At 70.7% G+C, this 18,696-nt stretch carries 21 protein-coding genes; 11 read left to right on the top strand and 10 right to left on the bottom strand.

The features are described from left to right. Window positions 1-11: 11 nt before the first annotated feature. From CYL12_RS17350 to CYL12_RS17255, 3 genes are all read right to left on the bottom strand, one after another. Window positions 12-176, bottom strand: a complete 165-nt coding sequence (locus CYL12_RS17350; protein ID WP_164498166.1) for a hypothetical protein — start codon at window positions 174-176, stop codon at window positions 12-14. 109 nt (window positions 177-285) lie between these two features. Continuing rightward, on the bottom strand, window positions 286-1,611 hold the full coding sequence (locus tag CYL12_RS15140; protein ID WP_101848321.1) for a flavin monoamine oxidase family protein: 1,326 nt from the start codon (window positions 1,609-1,611) through the stop codon (window positions 286-288). 106 nt (window positions 1,612-1,717) lie between these two features. Beyond that, on the bottom strand, window positions 1,718-2,092 hold the full coding sequence (locus CYL12_RS17255; protein WP_158297208.1) for a VOC family protein: 375 nt from the start codon (window positions 2,090-2,092) through the stop codon (window positions 1,718-1,720). 111 nt (window positions 2,093-2,203) lie between these two features. Between CYL12_RS17255 and CYL12_RS17250 the strand changes: the two genes are divergently transcribed. Continuing rightward, complete coding sequence (locus CYL12_RS17250) at window positions 2,204-2,410, top strand: hypothetical protein (protein ID WP_158297207.1); 207 nt, start codon at window positions 2,204-2,206, stop codon at window positions 2,408-2,410. 50 nt (window positions 2,411-2,460) lie between these two features. Next, window positions 2,461-2,895, top strand: a complete 435-nt coding sequence (gene soxR, locus CYL12_RS15130) for a redox-sensitive transcriptional activator SoxR (protein ID WP_101848319.1) — start codon at window positions 2,461-2,463, stop codon at window positions 2,893-2,895. Between the two features lie 14 nt (window positions 2,896-2,909). Here the strand turns inward: soxR and CYL12_RS15125 are convergent, their stop codons facing one another. Continuing rightward, complete coding sequence (locus CYL12_RS15125; protein ID WP_101848318.1) at window positions 2,910-3,464, bottom strand: CGNR zinc finger domain-containing protein; 555 nt, start codon at window positions 3,462-3,464, stop codon at window positions 2,910-2,912. Window positions 3,465-3,549: 85 nt separating this feature from the next. On the opposite strand from CYL12_RS15125, the gene CYL12_RS15120 reads away from it, so the two are divergent. Together CYL12_RS15120 and CYL12_RS15115 are read left to right on the top strand one after the other, a co-directional pair. Further along, window positions 3,550-4,803, top strand: a complete 1,254-nt coding sequence (locus CYL12_RS15120) for an MFS transporter (protein WP_101848317.1) — start codon at window positions 3,550-3,552, stop codon at window positions 4,801-4,803. 87 nt (window positions 4,804-4,890) lie between these two features. After that, complete coding sequence (locus CYL12_RS15115) at window positions 4,891-5,229, top strand: DUF7882 family protein (RefSeq protein WP_101848316.1); 339 nt, start codon at window positions 4,891-4,893, stop codon at window positions 5,227-5,229. 38 nt (window positions 5,230-5,267) lie between these two features. Here the strand turns inward: CYL12_RS15115 and CYL12_RS15110 are convergent, their stop codons facing one another. Then, a complete protein-coding gene (locus tag CYL12_RS15110) occupies window positions 5,268-6,710 on the bottom strand; it encodes a serine/threonine-protein kinase (RefSeq protein ID WP_101848841.1) in 1,443 nt (480 codons plus the stop codon). A 133-nt stretch (window positions 6,711-6,843) separates the two neighbouring features. On the opposite strand from CYL12_RS15110, the gene CYL12_RS15105 reads away from it, so the two are divergent. Further along, window positions 6,844-8,244 carry a threonine/serine exporter family protein gene (locus tag CYL12_RS15105; protein ID WP_101848315.1) on the top strand — a complete coding sequence of 467 codons (1,401 nt, stop codon included), beginning with the start codon at window positions 6,844-6,846 and terminating at the stop codon, window positions 8,242-8,244. Window positions 8,245-8,309: 65 nt separating this feature from the next. Here the strand turns inward: CYL12_RS15105 and CYL12_RS15100 are convergent, their stop codons facing one another. Next, complete coding sequence (locus CYL12_RS15100; protein ID WP_101848314.1) at window positions 8,310-8,801, bottom strand: DUF1269 domain-containing protein; 492 nt, start codon at window positions 8,799-8,801, stop codon at window positions 8,310-8,312. A 168-nt stretch (window positions 8,802-8,969) separates the two neighbouring features. Between CYL12_RS15100 and CYL12_RS15095 the strand changes: the two genes are divergently transcribed. Both CYL12_RS15095 and CYL12_RS15090 read left to right on the top strand, forming a co-directional pair. Next, window positions 8,970-9,800 carry a PDDEXK family nuclease gene (locus CYL12_RS15095; protein WP_101848840.1) on the top strand — a complete coding sequence of 277 codons (831 nt, stop codon included), beginning with the start codon at window positions 8,970-8,972 and terminating at the stop codon, window positions 9,798-9,800. A 72-nt stretch (window positions 9,801-9,872) separates the two neighbouring features. Continuing rightward, the gene (locus tag CYL12_RS15090) at window positions 9,873-10,217 is read left to right on the top strand and encodes a hypothetical protein (protein ID WP_101848313.1); all 345 of its coding nucleotides are present in this window, start codon (window positions 9,873-9,875) and stop codon (window positions 10,215-10,217) included. Here the strand turns inward: CYL12_RS15090 and aztA are convergent. Continuing rightward, window positions 10,155-10,898, bottom strand: a complete 744-nt coding sequence (gene aztA, locus CYL12_RS15085) for a zinc ABC transporter ATP-binding protein AztA (RefSeq protein WP_101848312.1) — start codon at window positions 10,896-10,898, stop codon at window positions 10,155-10,157. The genes CYL12_RS15090 and aztA overlap by 63 nt on opposite strands. Before the next feature lie 55 nt (window positions 10,899-10,953). On the opposite strand from aztA, the gene aztB reads away from it, so the two are divergent. From aztB to aztD, 4 genes are read left to right on the top strand one after another with little or no spacing between them, the layout of a single operon-like run. Next, window positions 10,954-11,832: a zinc ABC transporter permease AztB gene (gene aztB, locus CYL12_RS15080; protein WP_233486767.1), complete on the top strand. Its 879-nt coding sequence runs from the start codon at window positions 10,954-10,956 to the stop codon at window positions 11,830-11,832. 19 nt (window positions 11,833-11,851) lie between these two features. Further along, window positions 11,852-13,078: an ABC transporter gene (locus CYL12_RS15075; protein WP_101848311.1), complete on the top strand. Its 1,227-nt coding sequence runs from the start codon at window positions 11,852-11,854 to the stop codon at window positions 13,076-13,078. 1 nt (window position 13,079) lies between these two features. Further along, the gene (gene aztC, locus CYL12_RS15070) at window positions 13,080-13,997 is read left to right on the top strand and encodes a zinc ABC transporter substrate-binding protein AztC (protein WP_101848310.1); all 918 of its coding nucleotides are present in this window, start codon (window positions 13,080-13,082) and stop codon (window positions 13,995-13,997) included. Window positions 13,998-14,026: 29 nt separating this feature from the next. Continuing rightward, complete coding sequence (gene aztD, locus CYL12_RS15065) at window positions 14,027-15,223, top strand: zinc metallochaperone AztD (RefSeq protein WP_101848309.1); 1,197 nt, start codon at window positions 14,027-14,029, stop codon at window positions 15,221-15,223. Window positions 15,224-15,316: 93 nt separating this feature from the next. Here the strand turns inward: aztD and CYL12_RS15060 are convergent, their stop codons facing one another. Genes CYL12_RS15060 through CYL12_RS15050 form a run of 3 tightly spaced genes read right to left on the bottom strand, consistent with a single transcriptional unit; the run spans window position 15,317 to window position 18,571 of the window. Further along, complete coding sequence (locus CYL12_RS15060; protein ID WP_101848308.1) at window positions 15,317-15,937, bottom strand: NADPH-dependent F420 reductase; 621 nt, start codon at window positions 15,935-15,937, stop codon at window positions 15,317-15,319. Beyond that, window positions 15,934-17,154, bottom strand: coding sequence for an FAD-dependent monooxygenase (locus tag CYL12_RS15055; protein WP_101848307.1), 1,221 nt, complete (start codon window positions 17,152-17,154; stop codon window positions 15,934-15,936). The genes CYL12_RS15060 and CYL12_RS15055 overlap by 4 nt, the downstream gene beginning before the upstream one ends. A 40-nt stretch (window positions 17,155-17,194) precedes the next feature. After that, a complete protein-coding gene (locus CYL12_RS15050; protein ID WP_101848306.1) occupies window positions 17,195-18,571 on the bottom strand; it encodes an MFS transporter in 1,377 nt (458 codons plus the stop codon). Window positions 18,572-18,696 lie beyond the last annotated feature (125 nt).

Below are 18,696 nucleotides of genomic sequence, written 5' to 3'. Positions count from 1 at the left end.
CGGTGCGGCGGTCAGCCGCCGGACGGGTTCTCGAGGGGCTTGCCCTCGTCGTCCGTCGTCTCGCGCTCGAGCACGTCGTCGGTGCTCTCGCCGCTGTCGTCCGGGGCGCCGCCGGACGCCGTGTCGGCTTCCTCGTCGGCGCCGGGGGTGCCCTGCGTGTTCTGGGGGTCGCTCATTGCTCTCCTCCTCTGTTCGATCAGACGACCGTACGCGCGCCGGTCGCGCCGGGCGCAGGGGGTTGACCGGGCGTCCGGCGACGACCACACTGCCGACGGCGCCGCGATGTCACTCCGCCGCCCAGATCCGCTCGATCGACACCGCGCGTCCGAGGATGCGCTCCGCCGCCCGGTGCCCGGAGAACAGGGCCGCAGACACGGTCGCGGGATCGTCGGTCCAGGTCGCTTCGCCCGCAAGATGCAGCACGCCGCCGACCGGGGTGGCGAGGTCGTCGTGATCCGCGGTGGTCGACCCCACGGTCATGTAGGCATACGAGCCGTGGGAGAACGGATCATCCTGCCAGGCCGTGCGGTGGAGCCCGATCGGCTCGGGGATCTGCTCGCCGTACAACCGGCGGAGCTGGGTCATGATCGAGTCCTGCACCTGCTCGTCCGTCCAGTCGCGCGTCGCCAGCGCCGCGGGACCGGCGGCGAAGGTGAGCAGATGCGGCTCGTCGTGCAGCCCGGTGAGGTCGTACCAGGAGTGCCACCACCGGGCCTCGGGGCCCTGCTGGCGGAAGGCGTAGACGCCGTCTGCCCAGAACCGCGTGGGGAACCGGAGGAAGACCTTCTCGAAGGCGTTCATGCGCAGCCGCCCCAACGCCTCGGCGTTGACGGCCGGCAGCGGCGGGACGATCTCCAGGGTCCCGGCCTGCAGCACGCCGACCGGGACGGTCACCACGACCGTGTCGCCGAAGAGCTCTCCCCGCGAGGTCCGGGCCCAGACGCCGTCCTCGCTCCAGTCGATGCGGGTGACGACGTGCGCCAGCCGGATGTCGAGACCTTCGGCAAGACGATCCGCGAGCACGCCGTACCCGTCCGGGAACACGACCTCGTCACCGTCGATCGCATCGTCATCGAGGCCGTGCGCGGCGAGGTCTTCGATCCACGCGCCATACTGCTCCTCGGCACGATGCTCCAGGTACTCGCGCACCCGCTGCGTGCGGTCGCCCTCCCACCCCTGGCGCGCGAGGGCTTCCTCCGTGACGTCTCGGTAGGAGGCGTCAGGAGCGGAGGCGGAGATGACCTCGGGCAGCGCTGCATCCAGCGCGTGGACATCCGCCGCGAAAGCACGCGCTTCCTCGACGGAGAGGGGGCGACCATCGGGGCCGTGGTACGCGATCGGCCGGCTGTCGACCTGGAAGCCGCCGACGGTGAACTCCATGGTCCGCATGCCGAACGCCTCCGCGGCGGCGGCCACGGGGCTGCCGTCGATCCCGTGGATCCAGGAGGCGCCCAGATCGAGGACACCGTCCGAGCGGTCCGTGTGCACCCGTCCGCCGACCCGGTCGCGCGCCTCGAGCACCGCCACCGTCCGCCCCGCGCCCTGCAGCAGCCGCGCGGCCGTCAGCCCCGCGACTCCGGCCCCGACCACGATCGTGTCGACCTGCTCCATGCGCTCCTCCTCGCAGCCCCGCCGCGCCGAGCCGTGTCCCGACGATAACCCAGCCCGGGCGGACACCGACAGGGACGCAGGGCCCGGCGACCGGACCGCCACCTCGTCAGGAGGCGTGCTGGATGAGCCCGAGGAGGTTCCCGTCCGGGTCGAAGAACTTCAGGAACAGGGCGAAGCCGCCGTCGTCGAAGCTCACGACATCGACGCCCTCGGCCGCGAACCGTTCCGCGAGAGCGTGGACCTCGGTCGTCCGCAGGAAGAAGAGCGGCCGTTCCTCCCCCGACACCGTCAGCTTCATCGGCGCGTGCCCCGGCGCCTCCCAGAGCATGAGGTCGGGACCGCCCTCGGCGCGCAGCATGGCGCTCGTGCCGTAGCCGGTGAGCACCCGGAAGCCGAGCAGGCGCTCGTACCACGCGGTGGACGCCGCGAGATCGGAAACGGGAAGCTGGATGTGATCGAGTCCGGTGAGGACAGCTGCCATGGGGAACCCTCCGTGGTCGTATCCGTTCACCGTAGCGCCCACCATGGACCACAGCCCGCGCCGGATGACAACCCCCTGGGCACGACCGCGGAGAGCGCGGACCCTGGGGCCATGAGCCACCACCCCGATGACATCAAACAGCCCCTGGACCATCTCCCGCCGGCAGACGAACGGGACAAGGCGGTCGAGATCGACGAGCCGCACTATCCGACGTCCGGCACACCCACTGAAAAGCCGGACGTGACGCCGGAGACGGCGGCAGAGCCGGACAAGCCGAACCGTCACGGCGTCGACAAGCTGCCCCCCACGTCGCGCTGACCCGCTCCGCCCGTTCCTCAACTATCGTTGAGGTCTACGAAGGGCGGCGGATGGAACCGGACGATCTCCTCCCGATCGGGGAGGTCACCCGACGCACGGGCGTCGCGCCCTCCGCGCTGCATTTCTACGAGCAGCTCGGCCTCATCTCCTCCACGCGCACGCCGGGCAACCAGCGACGGTATCGCCGGCACATGCTGCGACGGATCTCCATCATCGTCGTGGCGAAGCGGATCGGCATCCCGCTCAGCGAGGTCCAGGAGCTCTTCCAGACCCTGCCCGTCGACGCGCCGCCCTCGCACGGCGATTGGCGCCGCGTGGCCAAGCGCTGGCGCGCCGAGCTCGAGGAGCGACGGACCCAGCTCGAGCATTTGCAGCGCGAACTCGCGGGCTGCATCGGCTGTGGCTGCCTCTCCCTCAAGGCGTGCCGACTACTGAATCCCGAGGACGCGCTCGGGGAGAGCGGTCCCGGCCCCCGCCGCATCTGACCGTCCTCCGGCGTTCAGCCTTCGACGTCCGCACCCCTCGTCTGACGCGCGGCTCGGCGGCGATAGGCGGCAGCTTTCGCGCGATCTCCGCATCCGGCCATTCCGCACCAGCGCCGAGTGTGCCCTCGGGAGGCATCGACGAACGGCCGGGTGCAGTCCTGTCCGTCGCAGAAGCGCAACCGCGGATCGGTGAGCGCGTGCTGCGCGGCGCGGGCGACGAGTGCGAGGACCTCGTCGGCCGACCCGAGGGTCCGCACTCCGCCGTCGACGAGCGCGGGGACGGGCGTCGGGCCGGCTGCCAGAGCATTGACCAGGGCGATCGCGTCCTTATCGACGGGAGCGCCGGATGCCCGGGCCCGCAACGCGGGATACAACACCTCACGCAGCGCGATGGCGCGGCCATAGTCCACCGCCGAGACCTCCGGAGGCTCCGACACGGCTCCGCTGAGGGCGAACCATTCTGCGAGGGCATCGGGGGTCGGCACCCGCTCTGCGGCGACCGTGTCTCGCGAAGCGACCGTCGCCACGAAATCGAGTGCCAGGTTTCCTGCCACGAACGCGAACTCCACATCACCACCTTGACGGGTGACACGGCGAGACGCAAGACTATGCTCCCATCACCTGTCAAGCCGGTGACGACATGAGGAGGCGCTCGTGCAGCGACGGACGGTGGCGCTCTACGTCCTGACGGCCACCCTCGTCCGGAGCGCCGATGCCGGTGCTGCTGTCGGATTCGTCCTGCTGGCGTCGACAGCGCCCGTCCGTCCGGAAGCCGCGGGAGTGCTCGTGGCGGCACTCACGGCCCCGCACCTCGCCGGGCCCTTCGTGGCACCGCTGCTGGACCGTTCCCGCCGGCCCCGCCGGGTGCTCTTCGCGACCTTCCTGCTGTTCGGGGTGAGCCTCGGCGCAGCGGCGTTGGCGGTGACGGCAGGGTGGTTCCTCGCCGCGATCGGCCTCTTGGCCCTCGCCGGACTGTGCGGTCCGCTCCACACCGGCGGACTCAGCAGCCGTCTCCCCGAACTCGTCGGAGACGGCGACCACCGACAGCGGCGCGCCCAAGGCCTGGATGCCCTCACGTACGGCCTCGGAGCCGCCGGCGGCCCTCTCGTCGTCTCGGCGACCACGGCCCTCTCGCCGCTCGTCGGCGTCCTCGCCATGGCCGCGATCGCGCTCGCCGGCGCCGCCGCCCTTCTCGCCCTCCCGGTGACCCGGTCGACCCGGCACGCACCGGGCGACGCGGCCGCCGCGAGCCCCTGGCGGAACGCGGCCCTGCTGCTCACCGTCGGTCCGCTCCGCCGGGTCCTCACCAGCACCGCGCTCACGGCGATCGCTCTCGGGGCGATACCGATCCTGGCGGTGGCGGCGACCGCGCTGCACGGACTCGGAGGCCCGGCCACCGTCGCCCTGCTGGCCACGGCGTTCGGCGTCGGCACTCTCGGCGGCTCGCTCCTGCTCATCGCGATTCCCCTGCGGGGCTCGCCGGAGCACGCCGTCGTCGCGGCGACCGCGGTCGTGGCGGCGACCCTCGCGGTCTGCGCCGTGGCACCGTCGGTGGGACTCGCCGTGGTCGCGTTCGCCGGGACCGGCGCAGCGAGCGCCGTCCAGTTCACCGCGAGTCTCGCCGCCAGGGTCGAGTATGCGCCGTCCGCCGCCCGGGCCCAGGTGTTCATGACGATGGCGGGCGTCAAGGTGGCGTGTTCCTCTGGCGGCGTCGCCCTCGCCGGCCTCCTCGCTCCCACGGCGCCCGCGGCACTCCTTTTCGGGGCCGTCGGAGTCGTCGCGCTCGCCACCGCCGCGTCGGAAGCGGACCGTCTCCTCAGCGGGCGCGGACGTGGCCGACCACGGTCACGCAGGCGAGCGGAGGAAGTGCTGGACGAAGGTGGGGTGTTGCGAAGTCCGGATCGGTGAGACCGTGGAGGTATCCCCACCAGCGATCAGCGTGATTGCGCCTCTTGGCAACGGGTTCCTGTGGAGATGGAACGAAGGATCCATCGAATGGGCAAGTTCATCTACGAGGGCGGTCCGAAGATCGAGATCGAGGACCGCGCTCTCACACATATCCAACTCGTCATGACGACGAAGCTCCGGCGCGGCGAGCCGATGCCGTTCTCCTGGAAGGAAGACGCCTCCGTCGGGGGCGGCCGGACGACGGTGTGGGTGCATGCGCACTCCAACATCGTTTTCAAGTTCTTCGGCAGTCGGCCTCCGGCCATCAACCGGCGGTGGGTGGACGCGCTGGCGTACACCGCGAACACACCGAACGGCCTGTACCTGGTGCCGGAACCGACCGACACGAGCAGCGCGTCCCAGCGACTCGCTGATCTGACCGTCTGACACCGGCGCCACGGGGCGGAGGACGCACCCTCGAGGATTCACTCCTCCCGGTCGGCGTCCTCCGCTTTCTCCTGGGCCTTCTCGGCTTCCTTCTCCGCGCGCTCCTGCTCCTTCTCGGCCCGCTTCTGCGCGTCTTCCTCGGCCTTCCGCTGTTCTTCCGCGGCCTTCTCGGCGGTTTTCTCCGCCTCCTCGTTCGCCTTGTCTTCCGCCTTCTCCTCCCCCGGAGCCGGCGCCGGGGCAGGTGCGTCGACCGGGGTCACCGGCTCCTCTGCTTCCTCCGGCACGGTCGCGGGGATGACGACGGCCGGCGTCGGGGTCGAGGCGGGGCTCGGCTCGGTGTCGACCGGCGTCACGACAGGGTTCGGGTTGAGGGCACCGGCCGCCCAGATCGCTCCGGCGACGACGACGGCGACCGCCGCTGCGACGAGGCCGGTCACCAGCCCCCGGCGGCGCCTCCGCACTCGCGGCCTGTCCGCGCGGAGTGCGCCCGTGCCCGTGTGTGTTCCTGCCGCGCCGACACCTGCCGGCGTCCCGACGGGAAGCACGAGTGTTCGGGCTTGCTCGGGGGCCGGGGGCGTCGGTGTGGGCGTCGCGAACGCGGCCGCGGCGACGGAAGCCGGCATGCGGGGCAACGGAGGCATCGGGGGCTGGTGCGCGAGTTCCGCGACCGCGGCGAAGACTCCAGCCGCGCTCGGCCGATCGGCGGGATCGGTGGCGGTCATGCGGCGCAGCAGGGCGCCCCACTCCGGGCCCACCGACGCGGGGATGTCGGGCTCCTCGATCAGGCGGACCAGCGTGGCGCCGATGCCCTCCGCCTCGGGGAATGCACGCTCCCCTGTGAGTGCTTCCCGCAGCACCAGGCCCAGGGCGTAGATGTCGGCAGGCGGTGCGGGAGGCGCCCCGTTCAACTGCTCCGGCGCGAGATACGCCGCGGTGCCGATGACCGTGCCGGGGGACGTCAACCGGGCGGCATCCACCAGCACGGAGATCCCGAAGTCCGCGAGCTTCGCACCCGAGCGGCTGCCGGCGAGCGCGCTCCCGGTGAGCAGGACGTTCGACGGCTTGATGTCGCGATGCACGATGCCGGCGCTGTGCACGACGTGCAGCGCTTCGGCCAGGTCGGCGGCGAGCGCCGCCACCTCGATCGGGGGCAGCGGTCCCTCCGCGATCCGTGCGGCGAGGGTCGGACCCTCGACGAACTCCATCACGAGGTATTCCGCACGGCCGGGCTGGAGCTGCGCGTCGTAGAGCGTGACGAGCGCGGGATGGTTGAGCGAGGCGAGCAGGGTCATCTCACCCCTGGCACGGTCCGAGGCCGCCCCCTCCTCCGTCTCCGCGCGGAGCATCTTGATGGCGACCGTGCGCCCGAGCAGGGAGTCCTCCGCGCGGTACACACGGGCCATCCCGCCCTGCCCGACGCACTCTCGGAGGTGGTAGCGACCGTCGAGCAGCGCCTCCGTGGGAAGCGAGTCATCCGTCATCGTCGAATCCTCCTGCCGCGTCACCGGGTGCTGCGCGGCGAGGCCCACTCTAGAGTCCCCGCTGCGAGCGTCTCCGGGCCTTGACAACCGGGCTGCGGACAGGGGCGGGTTCTCGCGGCGGGAGAATGGAGACATGCCCGCGCGTTCCTCCCAGCGACTGCTCCTGTCCGTCCGCCGGCTGCTGCACACCGATCCCTCCGCCGTCGCCCACACCGAGGCGATGCCCGTGATCGACGAGCACACCGTCCCCCGCGTGCTCGACCTCGCGACGCGCATCGGGGAATCGATGTTCGCCGTGGGTGCGTCGGCGCACGAAGTCACCCTCGCGATCACGCGGGTGTGCGAGGCCTACGGTCTGAAGGGCGTGCAGGTCGACGTGACGTACAACTCGATCACGGTCTCCTTCCACCTCAGCGGCGAGGTCTGGCCGGAGACCCTCGTCCGCGTCGTCCGCGTCGCCGCCCCGGATCATGCCAAACTGCAGCGCGTGCAGGCCCTGGTCGCCGACATCGACGGCGGGCTGGACCTGGAGTCCGCACGCACGGCGTTCCGGGTCATCCGCCGCGTGCCGTTCCGCTACCAGCAGCCCGTGGTGATCGTCGCCCGGGCCCTCCTCGCGGTCGGTGTGAGCATCATGCTCGGCGCCTCACCGCTCATCGTGGGTCTCACATTTGTCGCCGCCCTGTGCGCAGCGCTGACCCAGGCCGGGCTCGCCCGGCTCCGCGTGCCGCTGTTCTTCAGTCAGATCGCGGGAGGCTTCGTCACGACCGGGGTCGCGGTGGCGGTCTCCGCCCTCGGGAACGCGGGCATCGAACCGTTCGTCGGCATCCGGCCGTCGATCATCGTCGCCTCGGGCATCGTGCTCATGCTCGCGGGGCTCACGGTGGTGGGGGCCGCGCAGGACGCCATCGACGGATTCGCGCTCACGGCAGGCGGTCGCATCCTCGATCTGACGATGCAGACGCTCGGGGTGGTGATCGGCATCCTCGTCGGGCTGGAGCTCGGCGGCGTGCTGGGCTTCACGATGGACCTGCCGGACGACCCGGCGCCGTTCGGTCCGTTGCTCAATCAGTTGGCGGGAGCGATCATCATCGCGGTCGCCGTCGCCGTGTTCAACGGCGCGGGCATCCGTATCATCCTCGTCAGCGCGCTGCTCAGCGCCGTGACCCTGGCCGGCTACGCCGGCACTGTCGCGCTCGGGCTGCACCCGGCCGCGGCGAGCGCGGTCGGAGCGCTGCTGGCGAGCTTCATCGGCATGCTCATCGCCCACAATCTGCACGTGCCGTCGGTCGCCGTGACGACCGCCGCCATCGTCCCCCTGGTCCCCGGTGTCGCCGTGTTCCAGGGGCTGCTGGAGGTCGTGCACGCAGCGGGGACCTCCTCCGGCATGCTGACGGTCGGCGGGTCGCTCATCGACGCCGCGGTGATCGGCATCGCGCTCGCATCCGGCGCCTCCCTCGGGCTCTACCTCGGCACCCCGGTGCGGGCGACACTCGCCGGCGTCGCGAAGACGAGGGCGCGCGTGCGGCGCTGACGCGACCGCCCCAGCCGGCGATGCGCCCGCCGCGGACGCATCCGCGACGGGCGCCTCGGGCGGTGTCAGTGACCGCCGAGGTCCTTGACGAGCTCGGCCTCGTCCTCCTTCGACAGCGACGTCTGCACGACGGTGCCGTTGTACGGAGCGAGGGCTTCGGCGAACTTGTCCTCGGTGAGCTTGAGCGCGTAGATGACGACCGCCGACTTGCCGGCCGTGACCGTCGACTTCACGCGGTCGCGGAACTCCGCGTTGATGCCCGTCTTGTCCAGGCCCGCGAAAAGCGCCCCGAGCAGACCGCCGAAGACCAGCCCGGCGATCGGGATGAAGAACAGGATGCCGATGAGGGATCCGAAGAGAGCACCCGATGCCGCCCCGAAGCCGACCTTGCCCGCGGTGCCGGGGTACTCGACCTTGGTCTTGCCCTCTCCGTCGACCTTCACCAGCGCGAGACCGGCGAGCTCGACCACGAGGTCGTCCTGCAGCGCCTGGATGCGGTTGTAGGCGCCCTCGGCGTCGCTCTCGGTGTCATAGGAGATGACGATCAGTTCAGCCATGTTTTCCTGCTTTCGGTTGCGGTCGGAGATGCCCTCCACGCGCGCAGAGGCACCGGTCTTCGCCACCGACACTAGGCGCGGCCCCGCGGACACGACAGACGTGATGGCGATGTTCACCCTGGTGACTCCTCGCCCCTGATGTCCGTGGCCTCGCCTACTCTCACTGTCGTGCCCGAGCCCGTGCAGCAGTGGTGGGCGAGACGGCAGTTCTCGCGAGACCTCGACGTGCCCTACCCCGTCGGCACCTACCGGGCGGCGTGGGCGGCCTACCCCGAGCTGATCCGGCAGTATCACCCCGAGCTCAACCACGGCATCGCTCTATCGCAGGTGCCCCTGGCCGCTGATGTGCTGCTCTGCTGGGAGTGCGCCATCGGTCATCGGTTCGCGGCGACGCCGACCGAGCAGCGAGAACGTCCAGGGCGGGTGCGGCGACGATCGTCCTGGTGCCCGGAATGCGCGTCGCTGGCCCGCCCGCAGGCGGTCGTCCTCGGGGAAGCACGGGCGCTCCCGGCCCGCCCGAGGAAGCCGGCATCGGGACTCTGCACGAAGACGCCGGCGCTGCCGACGGGGACGGCGTTCCTCAGCGCGTGCGCTCCGAAGCCGGCCTCGGCCGCCGAGGGGAAGCTCCGGCAGGCGCTCGCGGAACGGCTGCTGTTCCCCGGCGACATCAACGCGATCAAGGTCGCCCGGCCGTTCTTCCGGCATACGGAGGTGTGGCCCGACATCCTGCTTCCCGAGCTGCGCATCGCGATCGAGTACGACACGGTCGGCCGCCACGGGCTGGAGCACGTCGGCAAGCGGGAGGAGACGGACCGCCGGAAAGACCGTGCCGTCCGCGGTGCCGGGTGGGAAGTCGTCCGGCTGCGCATGGGGAAGCTGGAACCCCTCGGGCCGTTCGACCTACCGCTCTCCTCCCTGAGCACGGCCGGGATCACCCGGCTCATCGATCGGCTCCGCGACATCCGCGGAGCCCTGATGGTCGACGCCTATCTGCGCTGAACCGCTTATCCTCTGCTCGAGGACCGACGCAACCCCCGTGCCGGAGAGCGCCGACGACGAGAGGATGCCCCCATGAAACTCGTCTCCTACGCCGGCCAGCAGCTCCTCACCTCTGACGACGTCGCGGAGACGCTGCTCACCCTCGCGGCCGCCATCGCCAGCGAGGGCGAGTCCGAAGCGGTGGAGATCCCGATCGTCCTGGACGGGGAGAAGGACTGGGCCGATCTGCTCGTGGGCGTCGGCAACGATGTGCTCGTCAGCCCCCACCACAGCGGGGACCCGGAGCCCGACTTCTCCACAGAGGTCGACGAGCTGCGCGCGCATCGCCATTTCCCCAAGACCTCGGACGATTCGTCAGCGCGGGGAGACATCGACATCCCCGCGCTCTCCGACTTCGACATGGGGCACGGCCTCTGACCGCCTCCCCGTGAGCGGGTCGTCCCCCGGCGGATCAACCTGCCGAGCCCCCTCGAGAAGGGCGACCTCGTCGTCGGCCTCCGCGATCAGGCTGGCGTCATGCGTGACGCAGATCACCGCCGCTCCGCGGTCGGCCTCCTCGCGCAGCACGGCCTGGATCCGCTGGACCGATTCCGCATCCAGAGCGGTCGTCGGCTCGTCCACGAGGAGGATCGCCGCCCCGGCCGCCAGCCCCTGAGCGAGGAGCACCCGCTGCTGCTGACCGCCGGACAGCTCGGCGAACGGACGGCGGGCGAGTGCGCGCACGGCGGTGCGGTCCATCGCCGCCTCGACGTCGCGGCGTGCCCGATGATCCCGTCGGCGGAAGGCGCCGAGCCGCCCCCAGGTACCGACCTCCACGACATCTCGCGCCGTGAGCGGAAGGCCGGGAGGCACCACAGCACGCTGCGGCACGAAGGCGATCCGCCCCGTCACGCTCCGCTGCCCTCGCGTCGGTGAGCGCACGCCGGCGACCACCTCCAGCAGGGTCGACTTCCCGGCCCCATTCGGGCCGGAGATGGCGACGGACTCTCCCGCTCCGACCGAGAGGGTGACGTCGCGCACCGCGTCACGCTCCCCGAACCGCACGGAGACATCGCGCAAGCGCACGGAGGGATCGGGGGTCGGGGGGAATGTCGCCATGTCTTCAGTTTATGAATTTGATAATCATTCTCAAAAACGAATAGGCTCGCGTTCCGTGACCACCCCCATTCCCGCCCTGCTGACGCCGTTCACGCTGGAGTTCTTCCAGCGCGGAGTGATCGGCGGCGCTCTCGTCGCCGTCCTCTGCGGGGTCGTGGGCACCTGGGTCGTCGTCCGCGGGATGGCGTTCCTCGGCGAGGCCCTGGCCCACGGGATGCTGCCCGGCGTCGCTCTGGCCACGGTGCTCGGCGCGCCGGTCCTCGTGGGCGGAGCGCTCAGTGCCGTCGCCATGAGCATCGGGATCGGCACCCTGCAACGACGCGCCCGGCTCTCCTACGACACGAGCATCGGACTGCTCTTCGTCTCGATGCTCGCGCTGGGCGTCATCATCATCTCCCACTCGGGGAGTTTCGCCACGGACGCGACCGCGATCCTGTTCGGCGACATCCTCGCGATCACCCGCGCCGACCTCCTCCTGCTCGCGGCGGCGGCCGCCGTCGGAGTCACCACCGCCGTCCTCTGCCATCGACCCTTCGTCGCGCTCGCGCTCGACGCCCGGATCGCGACGGTGCTCGGTCTCCGGCCACGATGGGCCCAGGGGGCCCTCGTCGGGCTGGTGACCCTCGCCGTCGTGGCGTCGTATCAGGCGGTGGGCTCCCTTCTCGTGGTCGGCCTGCTCCTCGCCCCGGCCGTCGCCGCCGGACAGTGGACCTCGCGGCTCCCCACCCGGATGGCCCTCGCGGCCGCGTTCGGCGTGGCCGCCGTCCTCGTCGGTCTCCTCGCGTCCTGGTATGCGGCCACCGCGGCGGGAGCGTCCGTCGCCGCCGCAGCCATCGGCTTCGCCGGACTGTCCTGGGCGGTGCGGGCCACCGTGTCCACGCGGCGTCCGATCGCCGCCCATGCCACCCCTCCCGTCCCTGCTCCCGCCTCCTGACTCTTCCCGAAAGGCTCTCGTGCACTCCCGCCTGCTGCCCCTCTTCACCCTCACCGCCCTGTCCCTCACCCTCGCGTCCTGCGCCGGCACCGCGGCGCAGAGTCCGGCCACCTCTTCCTCCGCCGGGGACGGTCACGGCGCGATCGCCGGAGCGGAGGAGGTCGCCGAACCGCAGCTCGGACTCACGACCATCGACGCGCAGGGCCGGGTGACCCACCTCGACCTCCTGGACGAGGGCGTCACCGTCATCGGTACGGTCGCCGCCCCCGACGGCATGACGACGGACGGGCGGTACCTCTTCGCGGACACCGGCGACGGCGTGGAGGTGGTCGACAGCGGCGTCTGGACATGGGACCACGTCGATCACTTCCACTACTACCGCGCCGATCCCGCGCTGCTCGGCACGGTGGAGGGCGACGGCACGGCGACGGTCGCGACGACGAACAGCTCGACCACCGGCGGCACCGGCGTCTCCTTCGCCGGCTCAGGGGACGCCGTCCTCCTCGATACGGAAGCGCTGTCGAAGGGAGAGATCCGTGAGCTCTTCCGCATCGAGCGCGCTCCCCACCAGGGGCTGGTGGTGCCGGTCGGGTCGTTCGCGCTGGTGACCGAGGCCGACGGGGAGACGGGCGGAGCCGTCGTCGGCTACACGGCGGACGGCGAGCGCACCGGGCTCCGGGAGGACTGCGCCGCGCCGACCGGCACGATCACGACCAGGGTCGGAGCGGTGATCGGGTGCGCGGACGGCGCCCTGCTCGCCCGGGTCGAGGACGGGGCTCTCACCGTCGATCGCATCCCGTACCCGGACGGAGCACCGGCCGGAGCCGTGTCCGCGTTCGACAACCGCGAGGGGCGCCCCACGGTCGCCGGCCTCGCTGGCCCGACCGACATCCGCGTCCTCGACACCCGTGCCCAGACCTGGACGGTGCTCACCGCCCCCACTCCCCTCGCGCAGGTCACTGCGGTCAGCGATGAGGACGACACCCTCCTCGCGCTGACGCAGGACGGGCGCGTGCTCGTGCTCAGCGCGGCCGACGGAGCGGTGCGCGCGGCGACGGCGCCCCTCGTGGTGGAATCGCTGGCCGCGGAGGCGGCGCCGGTACTCATCGCGGATCAGCATCGCGCCTACCTGAGCGGCCCGGCGGAGCACCGACTGTTCGAGATCGACTACGCCGACGGCGCCCGCGTGGCGCGCACCTTCGACGCCGCCACCGAGCCGGCGTTCGTCGCCGAGACGGGACGCTGACATGCGCCTCCCCCGCCCCTTCGCCGCCGCAGCGCTCACCGTCTTCACCGCCGCCGCCCTGACCGCCTGCACCGCCCCCGCCGACGCTCGACCGGTGGTCGTCGTCTCGACGAACATCCTGGGCGACGTGGTCGGCGAGCTCGTCGGCGACGAGGCCCGCGTGGTCACCCTCATGAAGCCGAACGCCGACCCGCACTCGTTCGAGATCTCGGCGCAGGAGGCCGCCACGCTGCGGGACGCCGACCTGCTCGTCTCCAACGGACTCGGACTCGAAGAGGGCCTGCAGCAGCACCTCGACGCGGCCGTCGACGCCGACGTGCCGTCCTTCATCGCGGGCGACGCGATCGAGGTCCTGGACTACCGCGACGGCGATGCCGCGGGAATGCCGGACTCGCACTTCTGGACCGATCCGGCACGGATGATCGACGTCGTCGACGCCCTGGAGCCCGCCCTGGCCGCGCTCGACGGCATCGACGCCGATGCCCTCTCGGCGGAGGTCGCGGACTACCGCGACGAACTGACGGCGCTGGACGCCGAGATGACGACCGCGTTCGCCACGATCCCGGAGAATCGCCGGGCGCTCGTGACCAACCATCACGTCTTCGGCTACCTCGCCGACCGCTTCGACTTCGAGGTCGTCGGCGCCGTCATCCCTGGCGGAACCACGCTCGCGGCTCCGTCGGCCTCCGACCTGGCCGATCTCGTCGACGCCGTCGAGGCGACGGGCGTGCCCGCCGTCTTCGCCGAGTCCTCCTCCCCGGACCGCCTCGTCCAGGCGCTCGCCGAGGAGGCCGACGTCCACATCGAGGTGATCGAACTGTTCACCGAGTCGCTCACCGCCGAAGACGGCGGCGCCCCGGACTACCTGACCATGATGCGCGTCAACACCGAGCGCATCACCTCCGGTCTCACCCCTTGAGACCATCCCTCACAAGAAAGAAGCACCGCATGAAGACACTCCCCCTGCGCCGCGCGCTGGTCGGGGCCGTCGCCCTCGGCGCCGCCGTGACGCTCGCCTCCTGCTCGACGACGGCCGGAGCCGGCTCCGCCCCGAGCGGCGCCCCGGAATCGGACACCGGTCCCCGGGTGGCCATCTCGTATGAGGGCGGCATCCTCGTCCTCGACGGCGAGACGCTCGACACCGTCGCCGACTTCGACTCCGAGCCGTTCACACGGCTCAACCCCGCCGGCGACGGTCGCCACGTCATGGTGACGATGAGCGAGGGTTTCCAGGTGCTCGACACCGGGGCCGGATCGTCCGACGAGGCCGAGCTGACCGATACGGTGTTCGACGCCGACACCCCCGGCCACGTCGTCCGCCACGGGGGCAAGACCATCCTCTACGCCGACGGCACGAGCGACACCACGATCTTCGACACCGCCGATCTCGGCGACGGCCTCCCCGAGCTGGAGACCATCGACGGTGTCGAGGCGCATCACGGTGTCTCCGTGCTCCTCGCGGACGGCACGTTCCTGACCACCGTGGGCGATGCGGATGGTCGCAGCGGCATCGTGGTGCGCGATGCGGGGGGTGCGGAGATCGCCTCGTCCGACCAGTGCCCCGGCGTCCACGGTGAAGGGACCGCTGCCGACGAGGTCGTCGTCTTCGGCTGCGAGGACGGCGCGCTCGTCTACAAGGACGGCGAGATCACCAAGCTCGCCGCCCCCGACCAGCCGTACGGCCGCATGGGCAACGCCTACGTGAGTGAGACCAGCCCGATCGTCGTCGGCGACTACAAGAACGACCCCGACGCCGAGGGCTACCTGCTCGGCGCCGTCACACTCATCGACACCGCGGCAATGACCTCCGAGGTCGTGTCCCTGCCCGCGGGAGCGGAGTACACGTTCCGAGACGTCGTGCGCGGCCCGGACGACCTGGCCTACATCCTCGGCGCCGACGGTTCCATCCACGTGCTCGACCCGACGTCCGGTGAGATCACCGACACCTACCCGGTCATCGAGGCGTGGGAGGGACCGGCCGAGTGGCAGGACCCGCACCCCGCGATCGTCGTCGCCGGCGACATCGCATACGTGACCGAGCCGGCCGCGAACAGCGTGCACGCCGTCGACCTCACCACCGGCGAAGTGCTTGCGAGCACCGAACTCGACGTCACCCCGAACGAGATCGCTCCGGCCGCCGGCTGAGCCTCGATACTGCGGGTCCGTCCTGTTCCGGACGGACCCGCAGCGTCATGTCCCGTCCCGTCCGCCTTCCCGGCGCGTCGAGGCGCATGTCCCTCAGGGGAGCAGAGTGAATCCCGACTCGTAGCTCGTCGTGCCGAGCGCGGCGAGCACGATCTGGAGGAATCCCATCGCCTCGAGCTCCCGAGCGCGGGACAACGGACCGACGTCGACGGCGCGGAGCCCCGCCGCCTCGACGAGCACTGCGACCGCGATCTTGGCCTCGGCATAGTCGCCGGCATAGAGGACGGTCGTCGGCGTCGTGCCGTTGGTGCCGGTGGCCAGCGTGTCGCCGAGGTTGACGTTGAACGCCTTGACGACCGCGGCGCCCTCGGGGAGCATCCGGGCCAGTTGCGCGGCGCTGGACGAATCGGTGGGAACGGTCAGCTCGTCATAGGTGGTGAAGTCGATGGGGTTGCTGATGTCGATCACGACCCTGTCGCGCAGGCGATCGCGATAGTGCTCGAGAATGCTCGGGTAGGCCACGTACGGGACGGCGAGCACGACGAGGTCGCCGGTAAGGTCATCGCCGAGGGCGGCGTAGGCGACACCGGCGCGGTCGCCGGACGAGCTGGAGGTGCTCCGGCGCACGATCTGGATGCGCGCTCCGGCACGGGTGGCGACATCCGCGATCGCGGCGCTCATCCTCCCGCTGCCGATGATGCTGATCGAGGTCATGCGTACTGCTCCTTCCGGAAGCGGGTGAGCGCCCTCTCGGCGACCTTCCTCGCGTCGTAGTCGAACACCGCGCTGCGGCGGAAGTCGCGGCCGACGCGCAGGTCGGTGTCGCGCTTCCGCCGGTCAGCGAACTCGTGCTGCGCGTCGAACATCCATCCCGCCCGTCGCGACCCGTGCTGCAGGATGGCGGTCCGCTGCATGCGGACCGCGGTGTAGCGCCGGAACGCCTCCGGGATGTCAGCGACGGTGTCCGCGGCCTTCAGGAACACGGCGAGCGCCATGCTGTCCTCGATCGCCTGGTTCACGCCCTGTCCCTGATGCGGGAGCATCGTGTGCGCGGCGTCGCCGAGCAGGGTCACCGGTCCTCGCGACCAGTTGCGGAGCGGTTCGTGGTCGAAGAGTCCCCACCAGAACGTCTTCTCGATCACCTGGAGGAAGCGCTGCAGACGGGTGTCCCAGGCACCGCCGGCGAACTCGGCGCGGAGTTCGCTCACGTCGGCCGGACCGGACCAGGGCCCGCGGAGCGGCCGGTCGCTGGGAACCCCGGCGACGAAATTGAAGAGGGTGCGTTGCTGCAGCGGGTAGCACATGAAGTGCCGCTGATCCCCCATCCACACCTGGCTGATCTTCGGCCAGTCCGCGGGCAGAAGACAGGCGTCGACGACCCCGCGGTAGACGATGTACCCGGAGTACACAGGCTCCGGATCAGGCACGATGCCGCGGCGCACGACCGAGTGGATGCCGTCCGCCCCGATCACCGCGTCGAAGAGGTCGCTGACGCCGTTGTCGAAAGTGACTCGGACGCCGGAATCCTCCGTACGGAGGGAGGCCAGTCGATGCCCGAGGCGGATGCTGTCGGCGTCGACCTCGCGCGCCAGGACGTCGATGAGGTCCGGACGGTACATCCCGATGTTCCGGTACTGCTTCGCGGAGTCCTCCCACGCTGCATCGGTGACGAGGGCGCCGCTCGCATCCAGATAGACGCCGTGGCCGTCCGGGGTCGCCCCGGCCCGTCGCACCTGTTCCAGGACGCCGAGCGCCTCGAGAACGCGCTGGGCATTCGGAGCCACGGTCACCCCGGCCCCGACCTCGCCGAGCGCCGTCGCCTGTTCGAACACCGTGACCTGGACGCCCGCGATCCGGTTGAGGGCGATCGCGGCCGTGAGCCCGCCCATCCCCCCACCGATCACGGCGATCCTCGTGCTGCTGTCTACCATTGCCTCTCCTTCATCGAACGACGCGCGATCGCGCGCCCTCTCACTTCGTCACCAATACAGGCGCGGTCGGGGGCGACCGGAACATCGTGGCGCCCGTGGCCTGCTCCGATTCGTGGTCCGGACCCAGCGGGATCCCCGATCGATCCCGGAGGCACAGCGTCGCCGCGCCGCCGAGCAGCGATGCGAGGAGGAGATAAGCCGAGACGGCCATGGTCGTACCGGTCTTGTCGAGCAGCAACTGGGCGATCATCGGCGCGAAAGCGCCACCCAGCACCGCCCCGATCGCGTAGGTGATCGAGACACCGGAGAACCGGATCGATGCGGGGAAGATCTCGGAGTACCACGCGGCCAAGGGGCCGTAGGTGAGGCCGAGACCGGTCGAGATGAGGACGAGCGCGGTGTACAGCCCCGGGAGTCCGCCGTGATCAACGAGCCAGAAGATCGGGAAGACGACGAGCGCCTGCAGCGCGAAACCGATCAGGAAGGTGCTCCGCCGCCCGATCGTGTCCGAGAGGTATCCGGCGGCGAGGGTCGACAAGAACCAGACGACCGCGGCCACGGACGCGGCGACGAGCACGGCCGTCGTGTCGAGGCTCTGCACGTTGATCGCGTAGCTGTTGAGGAAGCCGCCCGTCGTCATGTAGCCGAGCGTGCCGTTGCCCGCGAACACGAGCGCCGCCAGGAGCACGAGGTACCAGTGGCGCTGGAACAGGGTCACGATCGGCGCCTGGGACTGCCGTCCGCGCCGCGCGATCTCAGCGAAGACGGGACTCTCCGAGACGGAGCGCCGGATGATGAATCCCACGACGATGAGCACGACGCTCACCAGGAACGGCACACGCCAACCCCACTCCAGGTACGCCGCGCCCGGGGAGACGACTCCGGTCATGAGCGCCGTCACACCGGAGGCGAGCAGGAACCCGAGGGGTACCCCGAGCTGGGGCCACGACCCCGCACGACCGCGCCGATCGGCCGGGGCGTGCTCCACTGCCATGAGGACCGCACCGCCCCACTCGCCGCCGGCGGAGAGGCCCTGCAGGATCCGCAACAGCAGGAGCAGGATCGGCGCGGCGATGCCGATCTGGGCGTACGTCGGCAGCAAGCCGATGAGCGTGGTGGCCGCGCCCATCATGACCAGGGTGAGGACGAGCATCGTGCGCCGTCCGAGGACATCGCCGAAGTGCCCCGCCAGGAAGGCACCGAGCGGACGGAAGAGGAACGAGATGCCGACGGTGGCGAAGGAGAGCAGCAGACCGATCTCCTTGCCTGCCGGCTGGAAGAAGAGCTGAGCGAAGACGAGCCCGGCACTCGTCGCATAGATGAAGAAGTCGTACCACTCGATGGTCGTGCCGATGATCGTCGCGAAGGCGATGCGGCGCTGCGAGGTGTCGCGGCCAGAAGCAGAAGAGGAGGTCATGGTCGTCCCTAACGTCGTTGTCTCCCTCGGAAGAGAGGGAATCGGGATGTGTCCCTTTCATCGTGAGGCTGCGCACTCTGTACGTAAATCACGGTTCTTCGCGGATATAGTTCGGATACACCGAA

The sequence above is a fragment of the Zhihengliuella sp. ISTPL4 genome (assembly GCF_002848265.1).
Classification (GTDB): domain Bacteria; phylum Actinomycetota; class Actinomycetes; order Actinomycetales; family Microbacteriaceae; genus Microbacterium.
The sequence above is the reverse complement of the archived record's forward strand: the minus strand, read 5'-3'. Positions and strand labels throughout refer to the sequence as shown.